This window comes from Rhodobium gokarnense (genome assembly GCF_025961475.1).
In the GTDB taxonomy this organism is placed as follows: Bacteria; Pseudomonadota; Alphaproteobacteria; order Rhizobiales; family Rhodobiaceae; genus Rhodobium; species Rhodobium gokarnense.
In genome coordinates this window covers 446,655-468,401 of record NZ_JAOQNS010000002.1, presented here as the reverse complement: position 1 = coordinate 468,401, position 21,747 = coordinate 446,655, and the positions used below count along the sequence as shown (strand labels likewise).

The 21,747-nt window shown below is 64.6% G+C and carries 25 protein-coding genes; 8 read left to right on the top strand and 17 right to left on the bottom strand.

The window, feature by feature from the left end; all coding sequences use genetic code 11:
* Positions 1-199: 199 nt before the first annotated feature.
* The 4 genes from M2319_RS04710 to M2319_RS04695 form a co-directional block, all read right to left on the bottom strand.
* Positions 200-358 carry a DUF3309 domain-containing protein gene (locus tag M2319_RS04710; RefSeq protein WP_264600283.1) on the bottom strand — a complete coding sequence of 53 codons (159 nt, stop codon included), beginning with the start codon at positions 356-358 and terminating at the stop codon, positions 200-202.
* Positions 359-368: 10 nt separating this feature from the next.
* Positions 369-539: a hypothetical protein gene (locus M2319_RS04705; RefSeq protein WP_264600282.1), complete on the bottom strand. Its 171-nt coding sequence runs from the start codon at positions 537-539 to the stop codon at positions 369-371.
* An 87-nt stretch (positions 540-626) separates the two neighbouring features.
* A complete protein-coding gene (locus M2319_RS04700; protein WP_264600281.1) occupies positions 627-2,141 on the bottom strand; it encodes a sensor histidine kinase in 1,515 nt (504 codons plus the stop codon).
* Between the two features lie 467 nt (positions 2,142-2,608).
* Positions 2,609-2,869 carry a DUF7218 family protein gene (locus tag M2319_RS04695; protein ID WP_264600280.1) on the bottom strand — a complete coding sequence of 87 codons (261 nt, stop codon included), beginning with the start codon at positions 2,867-2,869 and terminating at the stop codon, positions 2,609-2,611.
* 151 nt (positions 2,870-3,020) lie between these two features.
* On the opposite strand from M2319_RS04695, the gene M2319_RS04690 reads away from it, so the two are divergent.
* From M2319_RS04690 to M2319_RS04680, 3 genes are read left to right on the top strand one after another with little or no spacing between them, the layout of a single operon-like run.
* The gene (locus tag M2319_RS04690) at positions 3,021-3,353 is read left to right on the top strand and encodes a DUF883 family protein (RefSeq protein WP_264600279.1); all 333 of its coding nucleotides are present in this window, start codon (positions 3,021-3,023) and stop codon (positions 3,351-3,353) included.
* 15 nt (positions 3,354-3,368) lie between these two features.
* Positions 3,369-3,791 (top strand): hypothetical protein, encoded by a 423-nt coding sequence (locus M2319_RS04685; RefSeq protein ID WP_264600278.1) that lies wholly within the window; start codon positions 3,369-3,371, stop codon positions 3,789-3,791.
* Positions 3,792-3,825: 34 nt separating this feature from the next.
* Complete coding sequence (locus M2319_RS04680; RefSeq protein WP_264600277.1) at positions 3,826-4,071, top strand: hypothetical protein; 246 nt, start codon at positions 3,826-3,828, stop codon at positions 4,069-4,071.
* An 88-nt stretch (positions 4,072-4,159) separates the two neighbouring features.
* Here M2319_RS04680 and M2319_RS04675 read toward each other — a convergent pair whose 3' ends face one another.
* From M2319_RS04675 to M2319_RS04665, 3 genes are read right to left on the bottom strand one after another with little or no spacing between them, the layout of a single operon-like run.
* Positions 4,160-5,515, bottom strand: coding sequence for a DUF2254 domain-containing protein (locus M2319_RS04675; protein ID WP_264600276.1), 1,356 nt, complete (start codon positions 5,513-5,515; stop codon positions 4,160-4,162).
* Positions 5,512-6,486, bottom strand: a complete 975-nt coding sequence (locus tag M2319_RS04670; RefSeq protein WP_264600275.1) for a diacylglycerol/lipid kinase family protein — start codon at positions 6,484-6,486, stop codon at positions 5,512-5,514. Before M2319_RS04670 ends, M2319_RS04675 begins: the two co-directional genes overlap by 4 nt.
* 38 nt (positions 6,487-6,524) lie before the next feature.
* The gene (locus M2319_RS04665) at positions 6,525-7,277 is read right to left on the bottom strand and encodes a Crp/Fnr family transcriptional regulator (RefSeq protein ID WP_264600274.1); all 753 of its coding nucleotides are present in this window, start codon (positions 7,275-7,277) and stop codon (positions 6,525-6,527) included.
* A gap of 207 nt (positions 7,278-7,484) precedes the next feature.
* Between M2319_RS04665 and M2319_RS04660 the strand changes: the two genes are divergently transcribed.
* On the top strand, positions 7,485-7,922 hold the full coding sequence (locus tag M2319_RS04660) for a hypothetical protein (protein ID WP_264600273.1): 438 nt from the start codon (positions 7,485-7,487) through the stop codon (positions 7,920-7,922).
* Here the strand turns inward: M2319_RS04660 and M2319_RS04655 are convergent.
* Both M2319_RS04655 and M2319_RS04650 read right to left on the bottom strand, forming a co-directional pair.
* Positions 7,888-8,451: an RNA polymerase sigma factor gene (locus M2319_RS04655; RefSeq protein ID WP_264600272.1), complete on the bottom strand. Its 564-nt coding sequence runs from the start codon at positions 8,449-8,451 to the stop codon at positions 7,888-7,890. The genes M2319_RS04660 and M2319_RS04655 overlap by 35 nt on opposite strands.
* Positions 8,452-8,458: 7 nt before the next feature.
* Complete coding sequence (locus tag M2319_RS04650; RefSeq protein WP_111432557.1) at positions 8,459-8,659, bottom strand: NepR family anti-sigma factor; 201 nt, start codon at positions 8,657-8,659, stop codon at positions 8,459-8,461.
* Between the two features lie 156 nt (positions 8,660-8,815).
* Here M2319_RS04650 and M2319_RS04645 point away from each other — a divergent pair, with 156 nt between their 5' ends.
* Both M2319_RS04645 and M2319_RS04640 read left to right on the top strand, forming a co-directional pair.
* On the top strand, positions 8,816-9,610 hold the full coding sequence (locus tag M2319_RS04645) for a response regulator (RefSeq protein ID WP_264600271.1): 795 nt from the start codon (positions 8,816-8,818) through the stop codon (positions 9,608-9,610).
* 112 nt (positions 9,611-9,722) lie between these two features.
* Positions 9,723-9,887, top strand: a complete 165-nt coding sequence (locus M2319_RS04640; protein WP_264600270.1) for a DUF1328 domain-containing protein — start codon at positions 9,723-9,725, stop codon at positions 9,885-9,887.
* 211 nt (positions 9,888-10,098) lie between these two features.
* Here M2319_RS04640 and M2319_RS04635 read toward each other — a convergent pair whose 3' ends face one another.
* Entirely contained in the window at positions 10,099-10,296 is a 198-nt protein-coding gene (locus M2319_RS04635; protein ID WP_264600269.1) for a CsbD family protein, read from the bottom strand.
* Positions 10,297-10,547: 251 nt separating this feature from the next.
* On the opposite strand from M2319_RS04635, the gene M2319_RS04630 reads away from it, so the two are divergent.
* Both M2319_RS04630 and M2319_RS04625 read left to right on the top strand, forming a co-directional pair.
* Entirely contained in the window at positions 10,548-12,191 is a 1,644-nt protein-coding gene (locus tag M2319_RS04630; RefSeq protein ID WP_264600268.1) for a CHASE domain-containing protein, read from the top strand.
* Between the two features lie 169 nt (positions 12,192-12,360).
* A complete protein-coding gene (locus M2319_RS04625) occupies positions 12,361-13,434 on the top strand; it encodes an AI-2E family transporter (protein ID WP_264600267.1) in 1,074 nt (357 codons plus the stop codon).
* Positions 13,435-13,602: 168 nt separating this feature from the next.
* On the opposite strand, the gene M2319_RS04620 is transcribed toward M2319_RS04625, so the two are convergent.
* The 7 genes from M2319_RS04620 to M2319_RS04590 all read right to left on the bottom strand — a co-directional run bounded on the left by M2319_RS04620 (position 13,603) and on the right by M2319_RS04590 (position 21,172).
* Complete coding sequence (locus tag M2319_RS04620) at positions 13,603-14,157, bottom strand: VOC family protein (RefSeq protein ID WP_264600266.1); 555 nt, start codon at positions 14,155-14,157, stop codon at positions 13,603-13,605.
* Positions 14,158-14,186: 29 nt separating this feature from the next.
* Positions 14,187-15,740 carry an FGGY-family carbohydrate kinase gene (locus tag M2319_RS04615; protein ID WP_264600265.1) on the bottom strand — a complete coding sequence of 518 codons (1,554 nt, stop codon included), beginning with the start codon at positions 15,738-15,740 and terminating at the stop codon, positions 14,187-14,189.
* Positions 15,741-15,791: 51 nt separating this feature from the next.
* Positions 15,792-16,439, bottom strand: coding sequence for a hypothetical protein (locus M2319_RS04610; protein ID WP_264600264.1), 648 nt, complete (start codon positions 16,437-16,439; stop codon positions 15,792-15,794).
* An 11-nt stretch (positions 16,440-16,450) separates the two neighbouring features.
* Complete coding sequence (locus tag M2319_RS04605) at positions 16,451-17,539, bottom strand: ABC transporter ATP-binding protein (RefSeq protein ID WP_264600263.1); 1,089 nt, start codon at positions 17,537-17,539, stop codon at positions 16,451-16,453.
* A gap of 66 nt (positions 17,540-17,605) precedes the next feature.
* Positions 17,606-18,484, bottom strand: a complete 879-nt coding sequence (locus M2319_RS04600; RefSeq protein WP_264600262.1) for a carbohydrate ABC transporter permease — start codon at positions 18,482-18,484, stop codon at positions 17,606-17,608.
* A gap of 56 nt (positions 18,485-18,540) precedes the next feature.
* Entirely contained in the window at positions 18,541-19,542 is a 1,002-nt protein-coding gene (locus M2319_RS04595) for a carbohydrate ABC transporter permease (RefSeq protein WP_264600261.1), read from the bottom strand.
* A gap of 103 nt (positions 19,543-19,645) precedes the next feature.
* The gene (locus M2319_RS04590; RefSeq protein WP_264600260.1) at positions 19,646-21,172 is read right to left on the bottom strand and encodes an extracellular solute-binding protein; all 1,527 of its coding nucleotides are present in this window, start codon (positions 21,170-21,172) and stop codon (positions 19,646-19,648) included.
* Between the last annotated feature and the right edge of the window lie 575 nt (positions 21,173-21,747).

Genomic DNA, 21,747 nt, shown 5'->3' with positions numbered 1-21,747 from the left:
ACCGCCTCACATCCAAATAACGAGAATGATAAGTACCGGTTCCTCACGATCCAAAATTTTCTTTTGAAATCATTTTGTTAGTCGAATACCTGAAAATAACTTGAAACAAAAGGAAACGGCCGCGGAGTGACCCACGGCCGTTTGAAATTCTTCTTTTAGCCCGGCGGTTCCGGCGCAACGCGCCGAGCCGGCGTGCGTCCTACAGCATCCCGAGCAGCATCAGGATCAGCAGGATGACGAGGAGGGTGCCGAGGATGCCCGACGGTCCGTAGCCCCAGGTGCGGGCGTGGGGCCAGGTCGGCAGGGCGCCGACAAGAAGCAGGATCAGGATAATCAGGATGATCGTGGAAACGGTCATGGGTCTTTCCTCACAACAGGATCAGAAGATTGAGGGCCGACGCCATGGCGAAGGCCGTCGCAACGACCAACGTGGTCGCGATACGCTCCGCGTGCTCCGCGCGGGCCATGCGGACCGCGGCGCGCGCGCCGACCGATGTCGGCATCAGCGAAACCGGTGTGGCGTGAAATTCCTGACGCATGTTCTGCCTTTCCGTCGGTCTGACTGGCTATCAAACGTCGGAAAGGAAGGAATGGTTCCGCGTCGACCGGCGCTGCGGGCAACAGCCTTACGCGCCGAGGTCCTTGCGGCTGACGGGAAAGCGCATGCGGACCCTGAGGCCACCGGGCGCGAAATCGAGCGCCACGTCGCTGCCGACGATCTTGTCGAGGCTGCGGGTGATCAGCGTGGTGCCGAAGCCCTGGCGGGTCGGCGGCGAGACCGTCGGGCCGCCTTTTTCCGTCCAGTCGATGACGACGTCGGTCCCGGCCTTTTTCGCCTCGGCGGAGACGGCGATGTCGACGGTGCCGCCGTCGACCGACAGGGCGCCGTATTTGGCCGCATTGGTCGCCAGTTCGTGGATGACGAGGCCGAGGCCGAGCGCCTCGTCGGGGCCCAACGCCACGTCGTCGCCATGGATGACGACGTCCTCGTCGAGAGAGACCGCATAGGGCGCCATCTGGCCACGCAACAGGGCAAAGACGCCGACATCGCCCCATTCCTGGTCCGACAGCAGCGTGTGGGCCGCGGCGATCGCCTGCAGCCGGCCGGAAAAGGACATGGTGAAGTCGGCCGCGCTGTCGGAACGGCGCAGGGTCTGGCTGGCCAGCGATTGCAGGATCGCCAGCGTGTTCTTGACCCGGTGATTGAGCTCGCGCAGCAAGAGGCGCGTCTTCTGTTCGGACTGCTTGGTCTTGGTGATGTCGACGACGACGCCGAGGGCCGACAGCGGATCGCCGTTCTCGGCCCGCTCGTAGATGCGGCCGAGGCCGAGCAGCCAGCGGTCGGTCGAGGCGACGTGGAACTCGGACGACCAGTCGACATTCTCGCGGATCGCCCGCTTGAGATTGCGCCGGATGGCCCGCTGGCAGTTCTGGTCGATGCGTTCCAGCAGCTTGGCGCCGGTCACCACCTCCTCGCGCGGAAGCTTGAACATCTGGCGCATGGCGACGTCGCAATCGACGACGTCGGTGCGGATGTCCCAGCTCCAGGAGGCGATGTTGGCGGCGCGGAAGGCAAGCGAATGGCGGGTGCGGGCGCGCGACAGGGCGCGGTCGGACGACTTGCGGCCGCGCGCCGCCTCCTTGAGGGTGAACAGCGAGCCGGCGAGCGAGGCAAAGCGGGTCAGGTTCTGGAGCTGGTCCGCCTCCGGCATCGTCCGGGCGACGTTGTCGATCAGCCCGATGACGCCGACATTGCGCTTCTCGATGGTGATCGGCGCACCGGCGAAGAAGCGGATGCGCGGGCCGTCGGAGACGTGCGGATGGGCGGCGAAGCGGGGGTCGCGGGTCGCGTCGGTGACGATGAAGGTCCCGCCGGCATCAAGCTCGATGGTGTAGGCGCTGAGCGCCATGCCGATGGGGCCTTCGGCAAGGTCAATGCCGATCGCCGACTGCAGCCAGGGGCGCTCGCGGTCGACCATGCAGATGAACGCGATCGGCACGTCGAATTCGTCGGCGACGATCCGCGTAATGGTATCGAAATCGGGGTCGGGCCGCTGACTGCGCAGAACGAACTGCGACAGCACCTGCAACCGGCTTTCGTCGTCGACGACTTTGCGAACGTGGTCGGGAAGATTCCGCAATTCCGGGCACCTTTTTGGGGCGGTCGAAAATAACGTTTGCGCTCCGGGGGCTTCGGCCCGTTCCCCCGATGGCGACGTTCCGACGGCACGCACCTGCCGTCCGGTCGCCTCACGCTTCGACATCTCGCTCCGCTGGCGTTTTCCTTCTCGTTTTCCAGGTACCTGCACCCCCCGCGGCCGCAACGAACGGCCCGGCTCCTGACCTTGCAGGCTCGACCCTCACGGTCTTTCGCCGGATACTCCGACGTAAAGGCCAGGAACCAAACGCATGTAACCGTTCAAGGTTCCAGGATCGACCATTTTTTTGGTCGCTTGACCAACTTTCCCTATCCATGCGCCGCCTCAAGGCCGTTTTCGCCCGCATCGACGCCGGCGGGCGCGTCCACCCCGATAAGCTGCTGGTCCATTCATATCCTCATTTAGTGTCTGCCAACGGCCGGGAGGTGTCCGGCACTGGAGGGCGGGGATCACCGGCGAAGGGCGTCGATCAGTTCGCTCTTGGACATGTCGGAGCGGCCGTCGATGTCCAGTTCCCGGGCGCGGTCGTAGAGGTCGTCCTTCGTCCACTCCTCGTACGGCGGCGCCTTGCCGCCCTTTTGCGAGGGGTGCTGGGTGGGGGACGCCTCAGCATTGGCGATGCGGGCGGCCTTCTCCTTGGAGGCGCCCTTGTCGCGCAGGGCCTCGTAGACCTCTTCGTTCTTGATGCTCGGATTGTCGTTTTTCGGCATGTCGGCCACTCCATTTCCTTCGTTTGCAACGAAGAACCCGGCAAAGGGTTCCAAGGGCGGAGCGGGCGACGTCGATGTCATGGAACAAACGGCGCTGCCGACCGTTGTACCGGCACGCGAACGTATCACCGTTCAACAAGGAGATTTCGACATGGCTACCGCTACCCCGGCCGGCAACGGCAAGACCGACGCTCCGAGCGCTGCCGAACTCGACGAGCAGATCCGCCAGCTTCGCACCGATATCAGCGAGCTCGCCCGCACCATGCGCGGCATGGGCGACGCCAAGGCCCGCGACTTCAAGCGGCGCGCCCGCGGCAAGGCCGACGAAATCAGCGCCGGCGCGGAAGACGCACTCGCCGCGATGACCGATCAACTGGAAGACATCGAGCGCGACATCACCCGCAAGGTGCGCAAGAACCCGTTCGCCGCCCTCGGCGTCGCCGCCGGCGTCGGCTTCCTCGTCGCCATGCTGGCCCGCCGATAAGCTTCGCGACGAGACATGTACAGACTGATCGGGACAGCGGCTTCGCTGGTCTCCCAGGACGTCGGATCGATGGTGGACCGCGCGAAGCGGTCCGCCATCGTCTATGCGATCGTCGCCATCCTTCTGTTGACCGCCTACGCCTTCGGCATGGTGGTCGTACACCAGTTGCTGGCCGAGGCCGTCGGCAGCGGCCTGGACGCGGCATTGCTGATCGCCGGGGCGACGGCGCTGATTGCCGTCCTGGCGCTGATCGTCCAGGCCATCGTCAACCGCCGGCAGAGGCGGATCGCGGCGCAGCGCAACGCCGCCCGCCGCATGCAGCTGCTGGCGCTGGCGTCGGTGGCTCCGAGCCTGATGCGCTCCAAGCCGCTGATGATCACCGCCGCGCTCGGCGCGCTCGCCTATTTCGTTCTCAACGACAGCGACGAGGACGACTGAGCCAGCCGACCCACCTCGACGAAAGGAGGCCACTATGGCGACCCAAGCCGAACAGACGATCGACAGCGTGCTGAAGGACGATGCGCTCAGCCGCGAGCAGAAGATCCGGACGATCAAGACGCACTATTTCGACGCCCGCGCCCGCCAGCGCGCCGCCACGGAAAGCCCGATGGTCGACGACGACGGCCTCAACAACGACCTGATGGCCTATGAGCGGGCGCTGGAAGGCCTCGGCGTCGATGTCGCATCGATCGAGGACGAAGGCGCGGCAACGCTCTAAGGCGCCTCGACGCCAGACCAATTGCGAACGAAAAAACGGCGGCCGCCCACGCGGTCGCCGTTTTTTTGTTTCCAACGATTTTCGACGTTCAGGCCGTCGGCGTCTGGCCGCTCTTGTCTCCGTCCTTGTCTTCTGCGGCGTCGTCCTCGCCGGTCGCGTCCTCCTCGCCGGCTTCCACGACACGGGCGAGTTCGCCTGGCAGCATCTCGACGACGCTCTTGATGTCGTCTTCGAAGACATCGGCGGCGCGGATCTGGGCGAACAAGAGGCTCAGGTGGTTCTCCACGATCGAGCGCATCTCCTCGCCGCCGGCATGGTGCAGCCGCGCCAGGGAGTAGGCGAGGCTCTGGGCCATCAGGATGTTGGCGCCGGCGGCGCGGCGGATCGGATGGAAGGCGCTGCCGACGAGTTCCTTCAGGCCGAGTCCCGGCAGGACGACGCGGGCATTGCCCTCCCGGTCCCTGTGCACCGCCATGTTGATGCCCTCGTCGGCGACGGTGGCGAAGGCGCTGGTCAGGCTGTCGACGCAGGCGACCGCGGTATAGGAGTCGTTGACGCCCGGCGACAGGGCGCGCAAGGCGACCTCGACCAGGAGCTTGATGGAAAACTGCACCGGGGCCACCTCCGAGCGCGACGGCTCGATGGTGATCAGCTTCAGGAGCGCCTCCTCGTCGCCCTCTTCCAGCGGCCCGGTGACGGTCGCAAGGGTCTGCTCCTTGAGGATGAAGGCGCCGTGCGGCAGGGCGAACTCGACGACGAGGTCGTGGGCGGTGGCGAGATCGATCACCGCCTTCATGTCGGTGACACCGATATAGCCGGACCGGGGGGCGGCGACATCGGCGCTCGAGCGCTCCAGGTCGCGGTCCTGCTTCTTGCGGCCCTTACGTTCCCTCGACGCGGCGGAGACGAGGCTCTGCAGGGCCTCGGTCAGCCGGCTGCTGATCTCGGCGATCTCGTCGTCGATGGAGATGGTGCGGGCGACATGGCGGACGAAATAGATGAGCTGGACGACCGAGACGGCGGCGAGCAGGACGCCGACCGAAATGGTGATCCGCGGCATGAACTCCGCGCTGACGAAAATCAGCGAGATCACCGCATAAAGGAAGGTGCCGCCGAGGATGCCGGCGGTGATCTGATTGACCCAGTCGGTGGTGAAGCGCTTCAGGAGGCGCGGCCCGATATTGCCGGCGGCAAGGGTGAACACCACGAGCACCAGCGAATAGGCAAGGCTCAGTGCCGACATGGCGCCGGTCGCGATCACCGACAGCACCGTGCGGGCGCTTTGCGTATCGAAGGGAAAGGCCTGCAGGGCGACGTCGCCGACGCCGAAGAGGTCTTCCAGATAGATGATGAGGAACGGCAGGGCGCCGATCGTCAGCGCCGTACCGGCCGGGATCGTCAGCAGCACCACGAAGGGCTTGCGCAGGGTCGGAAGGCCGATCATGAGGCCGGCTCCGCCCCGGCCGGGCCGGCTCCGTTACGGCCGGGAAGGACGGCATCGAGCACCGAGGGCACGGCCTCGACCGGCTTCATGACCGACAGTTCGCCGGCGTGCATGCAGATGTCGACGCTTTCCTCCAGGCTCAGGAGTTCGCCGTCGATGACGCATTTCGGCTGGCGGCGCACCGGATCGAAATGCAGCCGCACCCGGCGGGAATGCTCGACCGTGACATCGGGATTGGTGCTCCAGGTGCCGAGGACCGCGTCCTTGGTGAGGCGGAAGCCGTCGCGCCGGTTGAGGACCCTTGCCCAGTAGAGGCCGAGGAGGCCTTCGTTCAGCGTATCGGCATAGGGCAGATGTCCCTCGCCGAAGCGGTTGTTGGAGACGCCGAGCAGGCTGAAGACCTCGCGGCGCGACCCGGCATCGGTCTCGATGGTCGCCGGCAGCGCCGGCGGGCGCGAGATCGCGGCGCCGAGGGCACGGGCGCTGGCAATCATCTTGCCGAAGCGGCTGTTGTAGGCGAGCCGTTTGCGGATGCGCACCAGCCGCGGGTGCAGACCGACGGAGAACTGGTGCACGAAGGGCCGGCCGTTGGCCGTTGCGATGTCGGCGCCCACCACCGTTCCGGCGGCGATCGCATCGACCGCAGCGAAGATGTCCATCGGCAGGCCGAGGGTCCGGGCGTACATGTTCATGGTGCCGCCGGGCAGCACGACCAGCGTCTTTTGCGCCCGCCAGCACAGGCCGGCAGCACTGGAAATGGTGCCGTCGCCGCCGGCGACCGCGATCGCCTCGACAGCACTGTCGTCGGCCGCGGCATCGAGCGCGCGGGCAAGGTCCCTGCCCCGCACGATATCGCAGGCGATCTCGTGGCCGTTGGCGCCGAAACGCTCGCCGAGCCGCTGGCACAGCATCGCAATGTCGAGATTGCGCAGGGTGCCGCTGTCGCGATTGAGGATCGCCTTGATGCGCATCGGGGCCGTCGTCTTTCGTTCGAGCCGGCTCTAAGCCGTCAGATAAAGGGGCGCGGCGTGTCGGAGAGCCCTTCCCAGCCGGCAAGCTCCTGCAGGCCGTCGGGATCGATCACCTCGCAGCTCGTGTCGCGCCAGCGCGCAAGGCCGCGATCGGTAAGGCGGCGCAGCGTCTTGTTGGTGTGGACCAGCGACAGGCCGAGGGTGTCGGCGATGTGGCGCTGGGTGATCGGCAGATCCAGCATCGAGCCGTTGGTGAGGCCCACCGCGTCCGCGCGGCGATACAGGAAGGCAAGGAAATAGGCGATGCGTTCCAGCGCCGTGCGGCGGCCGACGCTGAGCAGGTTCTCGTCCAGCATCCGCTCCTCGCGGGCGGCGAGCCAGGTCACGTCATAGGCGAGCGAGGGATGCTTCTCGAACAGCGTCATCATCCGGCCGCGCTCGAAAACGCACAGGCGCAGATTGGAGAGGGATTCCACCGAATACTGCATCTCCCCCATCAGGAAGCTCTGCAGGCCGACCATGTCGCCGGGAAACACATAATTAAGAATCTGACGTCGTCCGTCTTCAAGGATCTTGAAGCGGAAGGCCGCACCATCCAGAATGGTGTAGATGTGCGCGCTGTTGGTGCCCTGGGAGAAGATCGTCGCCCCCGGATCGGCCGACAGCTCGCCGACCTTGAAGCTGTCGACGAATGCGAGTTCCTCCTCGCTGAGATCCCGGAAATGGGAATTTCGCCGCAGCGGGCAGTCAATGCAGTGCGTGCGCTTTGACCCGGAATTGATTTTTTCCACCTAACTCACTCGCGTCGCGTGTTTTCTGCAGAACGCACCAGCGGCCAGCCTGTTCCGGCCCCGCTTTGTGCCCAATTGATGTGTATATGTCTTATTTAAATGACGCGTTCCGTACTTTCCCTGAGAATGGGAGCAACCTGATCGTCAGGATCAACCCGTCCGTTTCAGAAAGGCCCTTTAATGCAACATAGTAGCCCCCAGGCCCTGGTGGTCGACTCCGACTACATCGTGGCATTGGAGACGGAGCGCCTGCTGACGGAAACGTTTGGCATGGCTGTTACCATCCTCAACCCTACCGCATTGGCAGAGCACCTCAAGGAACACGCGTTTTGCGGCACCGGGCCGCGCCATTACGAGCTTGTCGTCTACGATACCGGCCTGCCGGAAAGCCAGGAAATGAACGATGTCGGCGAACTGCACGACGTCGCCGCCCATCTCATGTTCACCACCACGCACGATTCCTTCCTCGGCGGCGTGCCCGGTTTTCCGGGCATTCCGGTCGTCGGCAAGCCCTATGACGTGCGCCTGTTCGAGGATGCGGTGGGCGCATCACTGTCGTTCAACCTGTCAGCGAGGCTGAAGGCGGACGCCGACGGCGTCGCCGCTCCCGTCAACGGGACGGGGTCGAATGGAGGGAGGCCGTAACCGCGGCCTCGTGGGGGTCCGGTCCGAAATCGGAGTCGCCGTCGATCTGCATCAGTTCCAGTAGGCGCGTGCGGGCCCGGCTCACCCGGCTCTTGATGGTGCCGACGGCGCAGCCGCAGATCTCGGCCGCTTCCTCGTAGCCGAAGCCGGAGGCGCCGGTGAGGATGATCGCTTCGCGCTGGTCTTCCGGCAGCTTCTCCAGGGCCTTCTTGAAATCCTCCATGTCGAGGCGGCCGTGCTGTTCGGGGTGCGTCGCCATGCGCTCGGTGAAGGCGTTGTCGGTGTCCTGGATCTCGCGGCCCTTCTTGCGCATCTGGCTGTAGAAGTCGTTGCGCAGGATGGTGAACAGCCAGGCCTTCATGTTGGTGCCCGGCTCAAAGCTCTCGTGCTTGGCCCAGGCCTTCATGATGGTGTCCTGGACGAGATCGTCCGCCCGGTCGTGGCGGCCCGTCAGCGAAATCGCGAAGGCGCGCAGGCTCGGCAACAGCGCGAGCATATCGCGCTTGAAGTCGGGTGAAACGTTTTCCATGTGAGGATCAGCTTCCGCGTTTGCCGGATGCGGCCTTTTCCGCCTCATCCAGTTGCTCGAGAAGGTCGAGAAAACGATCGGGGATCTGTTCCTGTTCGAGGGAGCTGTACAGCGACTTGAGCTGCCGGCTGATCGCCTCGTTGGGATCGTTGGTCCTGGCCCTGCGGGCGCCGCCTCGTGGCGTAAAGCCTTTGTTGTCGTCGATCATCAATGCACGTCTGTCCGTTGTGACTTGGTACGCATTCACTGTTCCGCTAGCGTAATTCATCAAGAGCCGAAAAGTTCCGAGGGTTCGGAACTTTTTTTGCGGCCATGCGTTTTTGTGCCGACTGGAACACCCTCACGAGTAATGGAGCACGTCCAAATGTCCCTTTCCACCCGTATCGCCGCGCACCTTCCGCACCTGCGGAGATACGCCCGTGCCGTCACCGGTTCCCAGACGTCGGGCGATGCCTATGTGGCGGCAACGCTGGAAGCCCTGATCGCCGATGTTTCCCTGTTTCCCGAAACCCAGAGCGACCGGGTGTCGCTGTTCCAACTGTTCACACGGCTGTTTGGTTCCGCCTCCATCGACATTCCGCCCGTGGAATCGCCTTTTGCCTGGGAGCAGCGCGCGGCCGCCAACCTGATGGCGATCCCGCCGGTGGCGCGCCAGGCCTTCCTGCTCGTGGCCGTCGAAGAGTTCACGCCGTCGCAGGCGGCGACCATCCTCGGCGTACCGGACGACGAGATGGGCACGCTGCTGGAGCAGGCATCCGCCGAAATCTCGCGCCAGGTGGCGACGGACATCATGATCATCGAGGACGAGCCGCTGATCGCCATGGACATCGAGCAGATGGTGGAAAGCCTCGGCCATACCGTGACCGGCATCGCCCGCACCCATGGCGAGGCGGTCGACCTTTATAATGCGACGCAGCCGAAGATGGTGCTCGCCGACATCCAGCTCGCCGACGGCAGCTCCGGCATCGATGCGGTCAACGACATCCTGAAGACCAGCGCCGTGCCGGTGATCTTCATCACCGCGTTCCCGGAGCGGCTCTTGACCGGCGAGCGTCCGGAGCCGACCTTCCTCGTCACCAAGCCGTTCAATCCGGACATGGTGAAGGCGCTGATCAGCCAGGCGCTGTTCTTCAACGAGACGGCCGGGGAAGCCGCCTGACCCGACGCGAAATAGCTGTTATCGGCAGGTATTGAAATTGATTCCAGGAATCGCGGAACCAAAGCGACCGATAATCCGTTTGAGTGCAGATACAGAAAACGGAGATCGACTCATGCTTTACTATGCGCTCTTGTTCCTGGTCATCGCTCTTATCGCCGCCGCACTTGGCTTCGGCGGCATCGCGGGCGCTTCAGCAGGTATTGCGAAGATCATCTTCTTCGTGTTCTTGCTCTTCCTGGTGGTTTCGCTGGTCATGGGCGTGTTGCGGCGCGGATAACATCGCCCTGACGTCGGGTTTCGGCCCGGCCGAGAGCCCGACACGACAACCGGCCCTCGCCTTTCCGGCGGCGGGCCGGTTTTCGTATGCGCGGAATGTCAGCGGGCAGATTGCCAGTCGGGGCGGATTCGCTCTGGACGGGCCAAAAAAGACACAAAAAAGCCGGGTGCGACGGTGCGCACCCGGCTTCTTAAATCACGCTGGCGGACCGTTAGTGCCGGGCAAGCCAGTCGTCGATTTCGCGCTCGACCTCTTCCTGCGCCTTGCCGTAGCGCTCCTGGAGCTTGCCGGCGAGCTGCTTGCGGTTGCCCGCCACGACGTCGAGGTCGTCGCCGGACAGCTTGCCCCATTCGGACTGCACCTTGCCCTTGAATTGTTCCCAATTGCCTTCGATCTGATTCCAGTTCATCTCAGTCTCCTCTTGTTACGGCAGAGCTGCCGTTTTCTATGGGAGACAAACGCGACCGGGCCGGATGCTGTTCCATCCGTTCGCGACCCCATCGCGCAAAAACCGGCGGCGGCCGGCGTTGCCTTCAAAAACTACCGGAACGCGTATAGAATCTTTCTTACCGTACAACTTGAGTCTCGATAAAAACCCGTTGCGCCATTCTTCCCCATAGCCTAATGGACCGCGGCGGGGGGCCATCACGGATCAGGCTCGTGTACCGATTACTGCCAATACTCGTCTTCGTGGTCGTTGCCACCATCGGTGCCGCGATGGCGGTGACGCTCCACCGCTCCAACACCGTTGCCCGAGACCTCAGGACCGAAGCGGTCGCCGACGACATCGTCGACCGGATCGTTGCCCGCCTCGACCAGCACCTCTCCTTGCTAAGGGGCACGGCGTCCTTCTTTGAGGCCATGAACGGGCGCATCGGCCGTTCCGCCTTCCGCTCCTTCGTGAAAGACCTGGAAATCGACGGCCGCTATGACGGCATCCAGGGCATCGGCTTCGCCCGCCTGATCCCGGTCGGCAACGAGCAGATGGTGGAAGCCGACATCCGCTCCGGATATGGCATCGACGTCGAGGTATGGCCGGAAACCGACCAGCCGCTGCGCGCGCCGATCGTGCTCCTGGAGCCGGAGGACGCGCGTAACAAGAAGGCGCTCGGTTTCGACATGTTCAGCGAAAAGGTCCGGCGCCAGGCGATGGACGCGGCCATGCTGAGCGAGGAGCCGACGGCGAGCGGCCCGGTGGAACTGGTCCAGGAGATCACCTCCCACAAGCAGAACGGCTTCCTGGTCTACCTTCCCTTTGCCGGCAAAACGGCGCCTCCGGGCGGGCGGGCCTCCGGCACCCTGCCCTATGACGGCTTCATCTACGCCCCGTTCCGGGCGGGCGACTTCCATATCGCGGTGCTGAGGCGGATACCGGCAACGCCGCTGCTCATGAAATCCTACGACAAGGCCAATCCGGACCTCGTCTATTTCCGCTCCGAAGGCTACGACACGGCCCGCGACGACGGCGGCTTCGCGGCGCAGCGCGAGGTCGGCATCGCCGGCCGGACCTGGGTCTACGAGTTCCGGCGCGCGGTCGAGCCGGGCTTCATTACGGCGAATATCGTGCCGCTCACGGTGCTGATGGTCTCGCTGCTGCTGGCCGCGACGCTGTCGCTCGCCATGCACTCCCAGCGCAAGGCGCTGGCCGCCGCCCGGGCACTGCATCAGCTTTCGGAAAAGACCCTGCAGGAAAAGGACCTGATGCTTCAGGAGATGAAGCACCGGATCAAGAATTCCATCGCGCGGATGATGGCGATCTCCCGGCAGACGGCGTCGAGTTCGGAGACCCTCGACGAGTTCACCCAGTCGTTTTCCGCCCGATTGCAGGCGATGGCGACGGCGCAGGACGTGCTCACCCGCACCCACTGGCAGCACACGGATCTGCGCGAACTGCTGACCACCGAACTGGCGCAGGTGTTTGGCGACGACATCGAAAACGACCTGATAAAGGGGCCGCCGGTCGACCTCAACGAAACGGCCACCCAGGCCTTCGGGCTGACCTTCCACGAGCTGGCCACCAATGCCATGAAATATGGCGGCATGTCCGACGACGGCGGCGAACTGGCAATCTCCTGGACGCTTTCCGGCACCGGCGCGGAGGGCACCCTTGTCCTGGAATGGGCCGAACGCGGCGCGCCGGTGACGAAGCCCCAGGCGACCGGGTTCGGCACCAGGCTGATCGACGCCAACATCCGCGGTGAACTCGGCGGCTCGATCGAGCGGATCTACGGCGACACGGGCCTGACGATCATCATCTCCGTGCCGAGAAAAGCGATCACGGCCTCAAAGAAATCCAAGCAATAACGGCAGATTGCCCGTGCTTGCGGCGGAACCTTCCCGCCTGCCGGCGCGTTGATGGGCATCACGCCCAAGGCGTGTTGCGATCGCCTATCTTCGCGCAACATGCTTTCGTTGTTCGTTCATCACGCGTTCTCCCTGCCGGGGACGACGCGTGACCTGGCCCGGGACCTTTATGACATATCCGACGCCGACCCCCTCACCGGTCCGACGGCCGGGGCAGACGCCGGTTGCCTCCGTCGCAACCGACGCCTCCCGCGTCGCCATCATCTTTATCGGTGTGGTGGCGCTCGTCGGCGCGCTCCATTTCGCCAAGATGATCCTCGCGCCGGTGGCGCTTGCCGTCGTGCTCGGCCTGATGCTCGGCCCGCCGGCCAGCTGGCTGGAGCGGCGCGGCATCCCGGTGGCGATTTCCGCGGCCGCGGTCGTCTTCGGCTTCGTCACACTGATCGTCGCCTCGGTGATCGCCTTCGCCGTGCCGCTGTCGTCCTGGATCGACCAGTTGCCGGCGATCTGGGCGCGGCTGCAGAGCGAGTTGCGCGACTGGCAGGGCATCTTTTCCGCGATTTCCAGCGCCCAGGAGCAGTTGCGCGAGGCGATGGGCAGCGATACGGCCATGACCGTTACCGTCGACGACGCGGCCCCGGTCACCGAGGCGGTCATCATCGCGCCGACGATCCTGGCGCAGATCATCACCTTCCTCGCCAGCATGTATTTCTTCCTGGCGACCCGCGACCGGTTCCGGGCCGCGGTGCTGTCGATGTGCGTCAGCCGGCGCCTGCGCTGGCGCATCGCCCGGGTGTTCCGCGACGCGGAGCGGTACGTCTCCAGCTATCTCGTCGCCATCACGCTGATCAATCTCGGCCTCGGCGCCCTGCTCGCCCTGCTGTTGTGGGCCGCGGGCGTTCCCTCGCCGCTGTTGTGGGGCGTCCTCGCCACCGTCCTCAACTATGTCATCTATGTCGGGCCGGCGCTGATGGCGGTGCTTTTGTTCCTGGTCGGCCTTGCCACCTTCCAGGGTGCGGAGATCCTGTTTCCGCCGGCGATCTTCCTCGGCCTCAACCTGATCGAGTCCCAGTTCGTCACGCCGCACGTCATCGGCCGGCACCTGACGCTGAACCCCTTCGTGGTGTTCCTGTCGATCGTCTTCTGGCTGTGGCTGTGGGGGCTGATCGGCGGCATCATCGCCGTGCCGGTGCTGCTGATCCTCTACGCCCTCCTCAACAACATCCTGCCGATGCGTTCCTGACGCCTCCCGCAAGAAAAAAGGCACCGCGCTGGCAGGCGGTGCCGTCAAGTTTTCGGGATCGATCGCCGTCCCCCGCGCCAGGGAGACGCGCGGGACGACAACCATGCAGGAAGAGATGAACACGGGTGGCCGGGGCACCGGCTCCGCCAACGCCCCGGCCGTTGAGGATCAGATCGTCGTCTCTGCGACCTTGCCCGGGTGGAACAGCCGGGTCTTGCCGGAGGTCTTGGCCTCGTTGTCGTAGACGGTGCCCTTCGGCGCCGAGACGATTTCGAGCTGCTGGCCCCAGGGCGCCATGAAGTAGCACCAGGTGAGGCCGAGGTTCGGACCTTCGGTGTAGGAGGTCGGATCGCCCAGCACCTTGACGCCCTTTTCCTTCAGGAAGGCGATCGCGGCGTCCATGTCGTCGACATAGAAGGCGAGATGGTGGCCGCCGATGTCGCTGTTCTTCGGCGGCTGTTTGGCCTGGTCCGGCGCTTCGTACTGGAAGACCTCCAGGTTGGTGCCATTGCCGACGCGCATGTAGCGGAACTCGGTGATGACGCAGCGCGGGTCGACGTTCAGGTGCTCGAACATCCAGTCGCTGTCGTCGACGCGGAAGTTGGTCGCAGCCGTATAGAGCGTCTCGGCGCCGAGAATCTCCTCAAAGAACGTGCAGGCCTCGTCGATGTCGGGGACGGTGAAGCCGATGTGCTCCATTCCGCGCATTCCGGGCATAGGCATGTGGGTGTCTCCTCGTTTGTCGGTTGTTTCTAGAAATGCTTTTCGGAAAAGGCGGCGTGCTTCTTGTAGGCGCCGCCATTGGCCATGGCTTCGTAGAAGCCGCGATAGACCTGGTGCTGGTCGTCATAGAGGCCGGCGAGGTTGTTGTTCGGCTCGAAGTCGCGCTCGATGTGCACCATCGCGCCGACCGCTTCGTCGACATCGGTGAAGGCTCCGGCACCGACCGCGCCGAGGATGGCGGCGCCGAGGACCGTGCATTCCCGCTCCCAGGTGACATGCACCGGGCGCTGGAAGATGTCCGACATGATCTGCACGAAGCCGGGGCTCTTGGTGCCGCCGCCGGTGAGCCTGAGTTCGGAAATGCCGCCGGCGATGTCGCTGTCGAAGGCATCGACCACCATGCGCATCTCGTTGGCGCAGCCTTCCAGCAGCGCCCGCAGCATGTCCTGGCGGGAATGGTGCAGGCCGAGGCCGAGGAAGCCGCCGCGGGCGGCCGCGTCGTAATAGGGCGTCACCTGGCTGGTCAGGAACGAGTGGAACAGCAGCCCGCCGGCGCCGGGCTTTGCCCTGCCCGCCTCGTCGACCATGACGGCGAACGGGCTGGTGCCGCTGTCGCGACCGAGATTGATCTCGTCGGAGCCGATGGTGTCGCGCCACCATTTGAGGCAGGCACCGAGAGCAAAGGCGGCGCCCTCGATGTTCCAGTGGTGCGGCACGCCGTGGCCGCCCCACCACAGGTTCTTGCCCTGGATGCGATCGAGCGAGTCCAGATGCGCGACCATCACCGCGGCCGTGCCGACGGTGAATTCGGCAAGGCCCTGCTTGATGACGCCGGCGCCGACGGCGGCGCATTGCTGGTCGCCGGCACCGCGGCAGAGCTTGACCCCGGCCGGGATGCCGGTCGCCTCGGAGGCCTCCTTCGACACCGTGCCGACGAAGCCGGTCGGGATGCCGACCGGCGGCAGCCGGTCGCGGGTGATGCCGCAAAGGTCCAGGATGCGGTCCGACCAGTCGAGCTTGGAGATCTCCATCATGCCGTTGAGGGTCAGCGAGGCCGGGTCGGTCTCCCACTTCTCCGCGCCGAGCAGGTGGAGGAAGTATTCCTGGCCGTTGGCGAACCAGGCGATCTCGTTGAAGAGCTCCGGCTGGCGGTCGCGCAGCCAGGCGATCTTGGAGGCCGTCCACAGGGGACTGAGCTGCATGCCCGTGTGCTCGTGGTGCTCCTCCGGCGAAATGTGCCGGGCGAACTCCTCGGCATTCTCCGTGGCGCGGGCGTCGTTCCAGACGATGCTGGGCGCGAGCGGGCGCTTCCTGTCGTCGAGCAGGCAGACGGTGCCGCGCTGGCTGGAAAGGCCGACGGACTCGTAGGCCTCGTCCGGCAGGTTCGCCTGGGCAACGGCCTGGCGGCTGGCATCGCAGATGCCGTTCCAGACGGCCCCGAGGTCCTGCTCGCTCCAGCCCGGATGGGGCGACGAACAGGGGTACTCCTTGTAGCCGTGGCCGAGGGCCCTGCCCGCCTCATCAAAAATCATGACGGTGCAACCCGTCGTTCCGGCGTCAATCCCTATGAAAGCTTTGGTCATGGCCTCCCTTTCGATCCATGTCTTTTTTTGCTTCTTTTTCAGGTGGTTCTTTTAGTTGTTGGCTCCCGAGCCTCCGTCAGCAGGCGTGGAGCGGGGTGCTTTGAGCGAGGTAATCCAGTCGCTCAGCAGACTGAGGAAACGGCCCCGGCGGATGCGGTCCTCGCGGGACAGGCGCGCCAGGCTCTCTTCCTTGAAGGCGATGACGTCCTCGACGATGCCGTGGCTGCGCACGGGGCGGAGCGCCAGTTCGGTGTCGCCGCCGCCGGTCCAGTCGTCGTTGACCGGAAAACCGTAGGGGATGAGCGCGTCGTTCCAGGTCGCGTCGAGCGCCATCGAACGGCCGTGCCAGTCGAGCCGGACGATGTTGTGGAAGTCGGTGACGCCGGCCTCGGCGATCATCGATTGCAGGTCCGGACCCATGGTCTCGGAGATTGGAATGCCGGCGGCGAAATCGCCTTCCACCGTCTCGACCCCGGCCGAAAAGCCTTCCTCGCGCAAGAGCTCGCGCAGCACCAGGTGCTTGCCCGTGCAGGCGCCGGCCCGGCGGGCGGCGACGATCTTCGGGTCGCGCACGCCGTCGGAGAGATAGGTGAAGCGACGCACGTGGTGGAACAGCGCGACAGCCCGGGCAAGGCCCTCGCCCGTTCCGTTTCCCCGGCGTCCTCCCGCGGACGCTGCGCCGTTTCCGTGCGGGTCCATGGCCTTGCTCTCTAGACGATCGACTGGCCGGTCTCGGCGGAGAACAGGTGCGCGTGGCCGAGGTCGTAGGAGATGTAGCAGGGCCGGTCGACCTCGCCCTCAAAGGCCGGCGAGGTGCGGACCCGGAAGTGGTCGTTGCCGGTCTCCACCTCAACCAGGAGATCGGAGCCGAGGAGCTGGCGGGTATAGACCGTGCCCTCGATCGCGCCCGGCGACTTTTCCAGCGAAACCTTGAGGTTCTCCGGCCGGATGCCGAAGCGCAGGGCCTTTTCGTTGCCGCGCAAGGCCGCCTCACCGAGATGGCCGTCAAGGTCGATGGTGAAGCCCTTGTGGGTCAGCTTCGGCCTATCGGCCTCGGTGGCGACCTCGGTGAGGATCAGGTTCATGGTCGGCTCGCCAACGAAGCCGGCGACCCAGGTGTTGACCGGGTTGCTGTAGATCTCCGCCGGCGTTCCGAACTGCTGCAGGACGCCGTCATGCATGACCGCGATGCGGTCGGCCATGGAGAGCGCCTCGAGCTGGTCGTGGGTGACGTAGACGGTGGTGACGCCCTGGTGCTGCTGCAGGTGCTTCAGCTCGGTGCGCATGCGGGCGCGCAGCTTGGCGTCGAGATGGGCGATCGGCTCGTCGAACAGGTAGACGGCGGGCTGGCGGACGATGACCCGGCCGATGGCGACGCGCTGTTTCTGGCCGCCGCTGAGTTCCACCGGCTTGCGGTCGAGGAGATGGTCGATCTCCAGCAGCTTGGCCGCCTCCGTCACCTTCTTGGTCACGGTCGCCTTGTCGACACCGGCCATGCGCAGGGGGTTGGCCATGTTCTCCGCGACGGTCTTGTGCGGATAGAGCGCGTAGTTCTCGAACACCATGGCGATGTCGCGGTCCTTCGGCGCCAGCTCGTTGATGCGCTTGTCGCCGAACAGGATCTGGCCTGCCGAAATATGCTCCAGGCCGGCCAGCATCCGCATGGTGGAGGACTTGCCGCAGCCGGAGGGCCCCAGCACGCAGACGAACTCGCCGTCCTTGCATTCCAGGTTGAGGTCCTGAACGGCCACGGTCTCGCCGTAGTACTTCCAGACGTTTTCTATGCTGATTGCGACCATTGCAGTTGTGCCTTCGTTTGGGTCTTGGCCGGTTGTCCGGCTGTTGTTCTCTGGAGGGTTATTCCGTCATTCCTTGACCGCGCCCATGGTCAGGCCGGCGACGAGGTAGCGGCGGATCAGGAGGCCAAGCAGCATCATCGGCGCGGTGGTGACGACGCCGGCGGCCATGATCTTGCCCCACTGCACGTTCTGCGGCTGGATCAGTTCCTTGGTGGCGACGGGCAGGGTCTTGGCGCCGCCGCTGCCGATGATGGTGGCGAACAGGAAGTCGTTCCAGGCGAACAGGATGCACAGCACCAGGAAGGCGCCGATGCCGGGGGCGACCAGCGGCAGGATCTGCAGGGTCGCCCGCAGCCGGGTGGCGCCGTCGCACTGGGCCGCCTCCTCGATGGCATAGGGCACGTTGTCGAAGAAGCCCTTCAGCATCCAGATCGCGAACGGCAGGTTGAAGGTGGTGTAGGCGAGGATCAGGCCCGGCAGGGTGCCGACGAGGCCGAAGGAGCGGAAGATCGCATAGAGCGGCACGATGACCGCGACGACCGGCGCCATGCGGGTGGAGATGATCCAGAAGAAGACGTCCTTCTTGCCGCGGAACTGGTAGCGCGACATGGAATAGGCGCAGGACGTGCCCAGCACCACGGCGATGATGGCCGAGCCGACGGATGCAATGAGGCTGTTGCCGAGATAGGTGCCGAAGCTCTCGTCGGCGAACAGCGCCACATAGTGCTTGAAGGTCGGCGAGAAGTTGAAGAAGGACAGCGCGCCGAGCCAGTCGCCGACCCGCGGCAGCGTGAAGGCCTCCAGGAGGTCCTTCATGGACGAGCCGACCATGATGATGAAGGGCGACACGGTCCAGATCAGGTAGATGACCAGGAAGACCTGGGCCAGCACCTTGAAGACGCGCGACAGGCCGCTGTCATACTGGACGATTTCGCGGGATGCCATTTGCTGTCAGCCTTTCTAACTCGTTGGGCCTACTCGTTCGGCCTGTTCTTTAGGGCCTAGTCGTCCGTCGTTTCGCCGGCGCCGCCGCTGGCGGCCTGCTTCTTGGGATCGTCGAAGATGCGCACCAGGATCATGCCGAGGATGATGGTCACGATGAGCAGCGTGAAGGCGATGGCAGCACCGCGTCCGAGCTTGAAGAACTGGAAGGAGACGTCGAACAGGTAGACCGGCAGGATGCGCGTGGCGTTGCCCGGCCCGCCGCCCGTGAGCACCAGGATGTGGTCGATGAACCGGAAATTGTCCATGAACCTCAACAGGATGGCGATCAGCAGGAAGGGGTAGATGTTGGGCAGCGAGACGGTGAAGAAATTGCGCAGGGAACCGGCGCCGTCGACCATGTTGGCTTCCAGCTGGTCCTGGGGGACGCGCTTCAGGCCGGCCAGCGTGATCAGCGTGATCAGCGGCGTCCACTGCCAGACATCGACGATGACGATGCCCCACATGGCGGTATCGATGTCGGCGAGGATCGAGGTCTCGCCGAGGATGCCGATGCTTTGGAACAGCCAGTGGTACCAGCCGAAGGTGCCGTTATAGAGGTAGTACCAGACGAGGCCGGCAACGACCGGCGACATCATCATCGGCATCAGGAAGACGGTCACCAGGACCTTTTCGAAGCGCGAGCCGTTGAGAATGACGGCGAGCGCGACGCCGATCAGGATTTCCAGCGTCAGGCAGAGCGCCGAATATTTCAGCAGCAGCAGCCAGCCGTCGGTGAATTTGACGTCGCCGAAAAGCCGGGCGTAGTTGTCGAGGCCGACCCAGCGGTCGGAGCGGGCGACCGAAACCTTGTGCAGGCTCATATAGATGAGCCAGAAGAACGGGTAGATGGTGATCGCGGCGAGCGTCACGATGGCCGGCGCCATCAGAAGGATGTGGTAGCGGCGCTTCGGCTCTTCGTTGAGCGCACCCGGTCCGTAGTCGAGCCGGCGCGCGGCATAGCCGTGATCTTCCTCGATCGCACTGAAGGACGCGCGGGACGCACTTAGGGATTTCTGCATGACGCTCTCGCAGACAGGGCCGTCTGGCACTTGAAAACGGGTAAACGGGCCAAGGACGCCGGGAGCTGGACGCCCCCGGCATCGATCATCGAACCGGCGGCGCTCAGACGCCGTTGAGGTTGTCGATCTGCTGCTTGATCGTGGCGCAGGCCTCTTGCGGCGTGGTGCGGCCGGCCAGGCAGTTCTGCGATTCCGCGGCAACGATGTTGTGGTACTCGTTGGCCTCCGGGATCTTCGGACCGAGCACGAAGTGCGGGTCCTTGATGCCGAAGTCGTAGACCGCATCGAAGGTCAGCGCGTTCGGCATCTCGGTCGGCCGGGTGCGGGCCTTCTGCACCTCCGGGATGTCCATCACCGACTTGCGGGTCGGCGTGCCGCCGACGCCCTTCAGGACGTCGAACTGGGTGTTCTTGGACGTTGCCCAGATGGCGAAGATGTAGGCCGCCCGCTTGACGTCTTCGGAGGCGTTGCCGTTGATGCCGATGCCGCCGATGCCGCAATTGGTGCCGTTGACGGCGTCGCCGCCATTGACGATCCATTCCGGCGCGCCCTTCGGGCACGGGGCATAGGCGGTCTTGCCACCGGCCGCGACCGAGGTCTCGGCGTTCTCCACCGAGGCGGCGAACTCGTGGTACTGGACCTGCATGGCGATCTGGCCGGACTGGTAGACTGTGTTCAGCTCCAGGGTGCCGTTGGCGAGGTTGTCCGGATGGCTGACGTCGCCGAGCGCCTTGAACTTCTCCATGATCAGGACCGACTGCTCGTCGCCCCAGTTGCACGGGCCGGGCTCGCGCGAGCCGAGCTTGTCGTCGATGTCGAAGTCGATCCAGCGGCCGTTGGCGAACTGCATGCGCTGGATGTCGAGCTGGGTCGTCCAGGTGAAGTTGCCGTTGTGCTGGGCGTAGCCATAGGGCACGTCCTCGCCGGCCTCGCGGAGCTTCTTGAAGAAGGTGGCGAAGTCGAGAACGTTCTGCCAGGTGGAGTCCTTGGTGTATTCCAGGCGGTAGCCGTATTCGGCCTCGAACTGCTTGGAGTATTTCTCGTAGAGATCCTGGCGGTAGAAGGTGCAAGCGACCGCGGAGTCATACGGCAGGGCGATCAGCCGGTCGCGGTCGTAGTAGACGCCGCAGACGTCAAGGAAGTTCTCGAACCAGGCGTCGCGGCCGTAGCCTTCCGGGTCCTGCGGCAGGGTCTCGTCGCCGAGCAGCGGCGTCAGGTCGGCGTAGAAGTCGGCGAACGGGGCGCCGATCGGCTTGTCCTGGACATAGGACAGCGCGAAGTCGGAATTGCCGCCGCGCAGGTCGATGCCGACCTTCTGCTGGACGATCGGCAGGCCGTCGGTGATGATCTCCACCTCGATGCCGGTTTGATCGTAGAACGCCTTGATGTTGTCGCGGATGGCGAAGGACGGCGGCGTGTTCTCCGACATGAAGACCAGCTTGGTGCCTTCGTACTGGCGCCACTTGGCGTCTTCGGACGAGGCGGCGCTGACCGGCGTGCGGGTGATCACGGTGCCGAGGCCGACGGTCATCGAGCCGATGCCGAGGGCGGCCGCGGTGCCGCCGCCAAGCTCCAGGAACTTGCGGCGGGAAACGGTTTTGTGGACGGAATTCTTCGGTACATAGAACATCGACTTTCCTCCCTAGCTGAGCCGACGCGCCACCCTCGCGATAATTTTTTTCAAGGTGGATCAGCAATTTCTTTTTATGTTGAAAATTTTCGCCATTTTGTTCTGGCTGTCAACAGATTTGATCGAAACATGTTATGACAAAATTCGATGGGCGACTTAACTCTCTATTTCTACAGGGATTTTCGCCGACAAAAATTCTCACCGGACGTATCCACGGAATGCGGTGACGGCGCGCAGGAGGCGCGTTTGGGGTGTGCGGCGCTAGGAAAATCGTTTTCAGGAATGCGCGCGGACAGACGATTGAAGCGCCGGCGACACCCCCCTCGGCGTCATCCCGGCCGGAGCGCAGCGGAGAGCCGGGACCCATTGCCCGCCTCGACACGGTATGCCATCGCAACTCCTGAACAGGCCGTGCCCCACGCAGGCGCAGAACCCTGCCCGTCAGCGGCATACCGTGTGGACAGGGGCAATAGGCCCCGGGTCAGGCCCGGGGTGACGGCTGAGGATGTGGCTGATGGTGGAGTTCAGGCAACCGGCGCAGCGCGCCATCGCCCGTGCCGCGATGCTGGATTGCT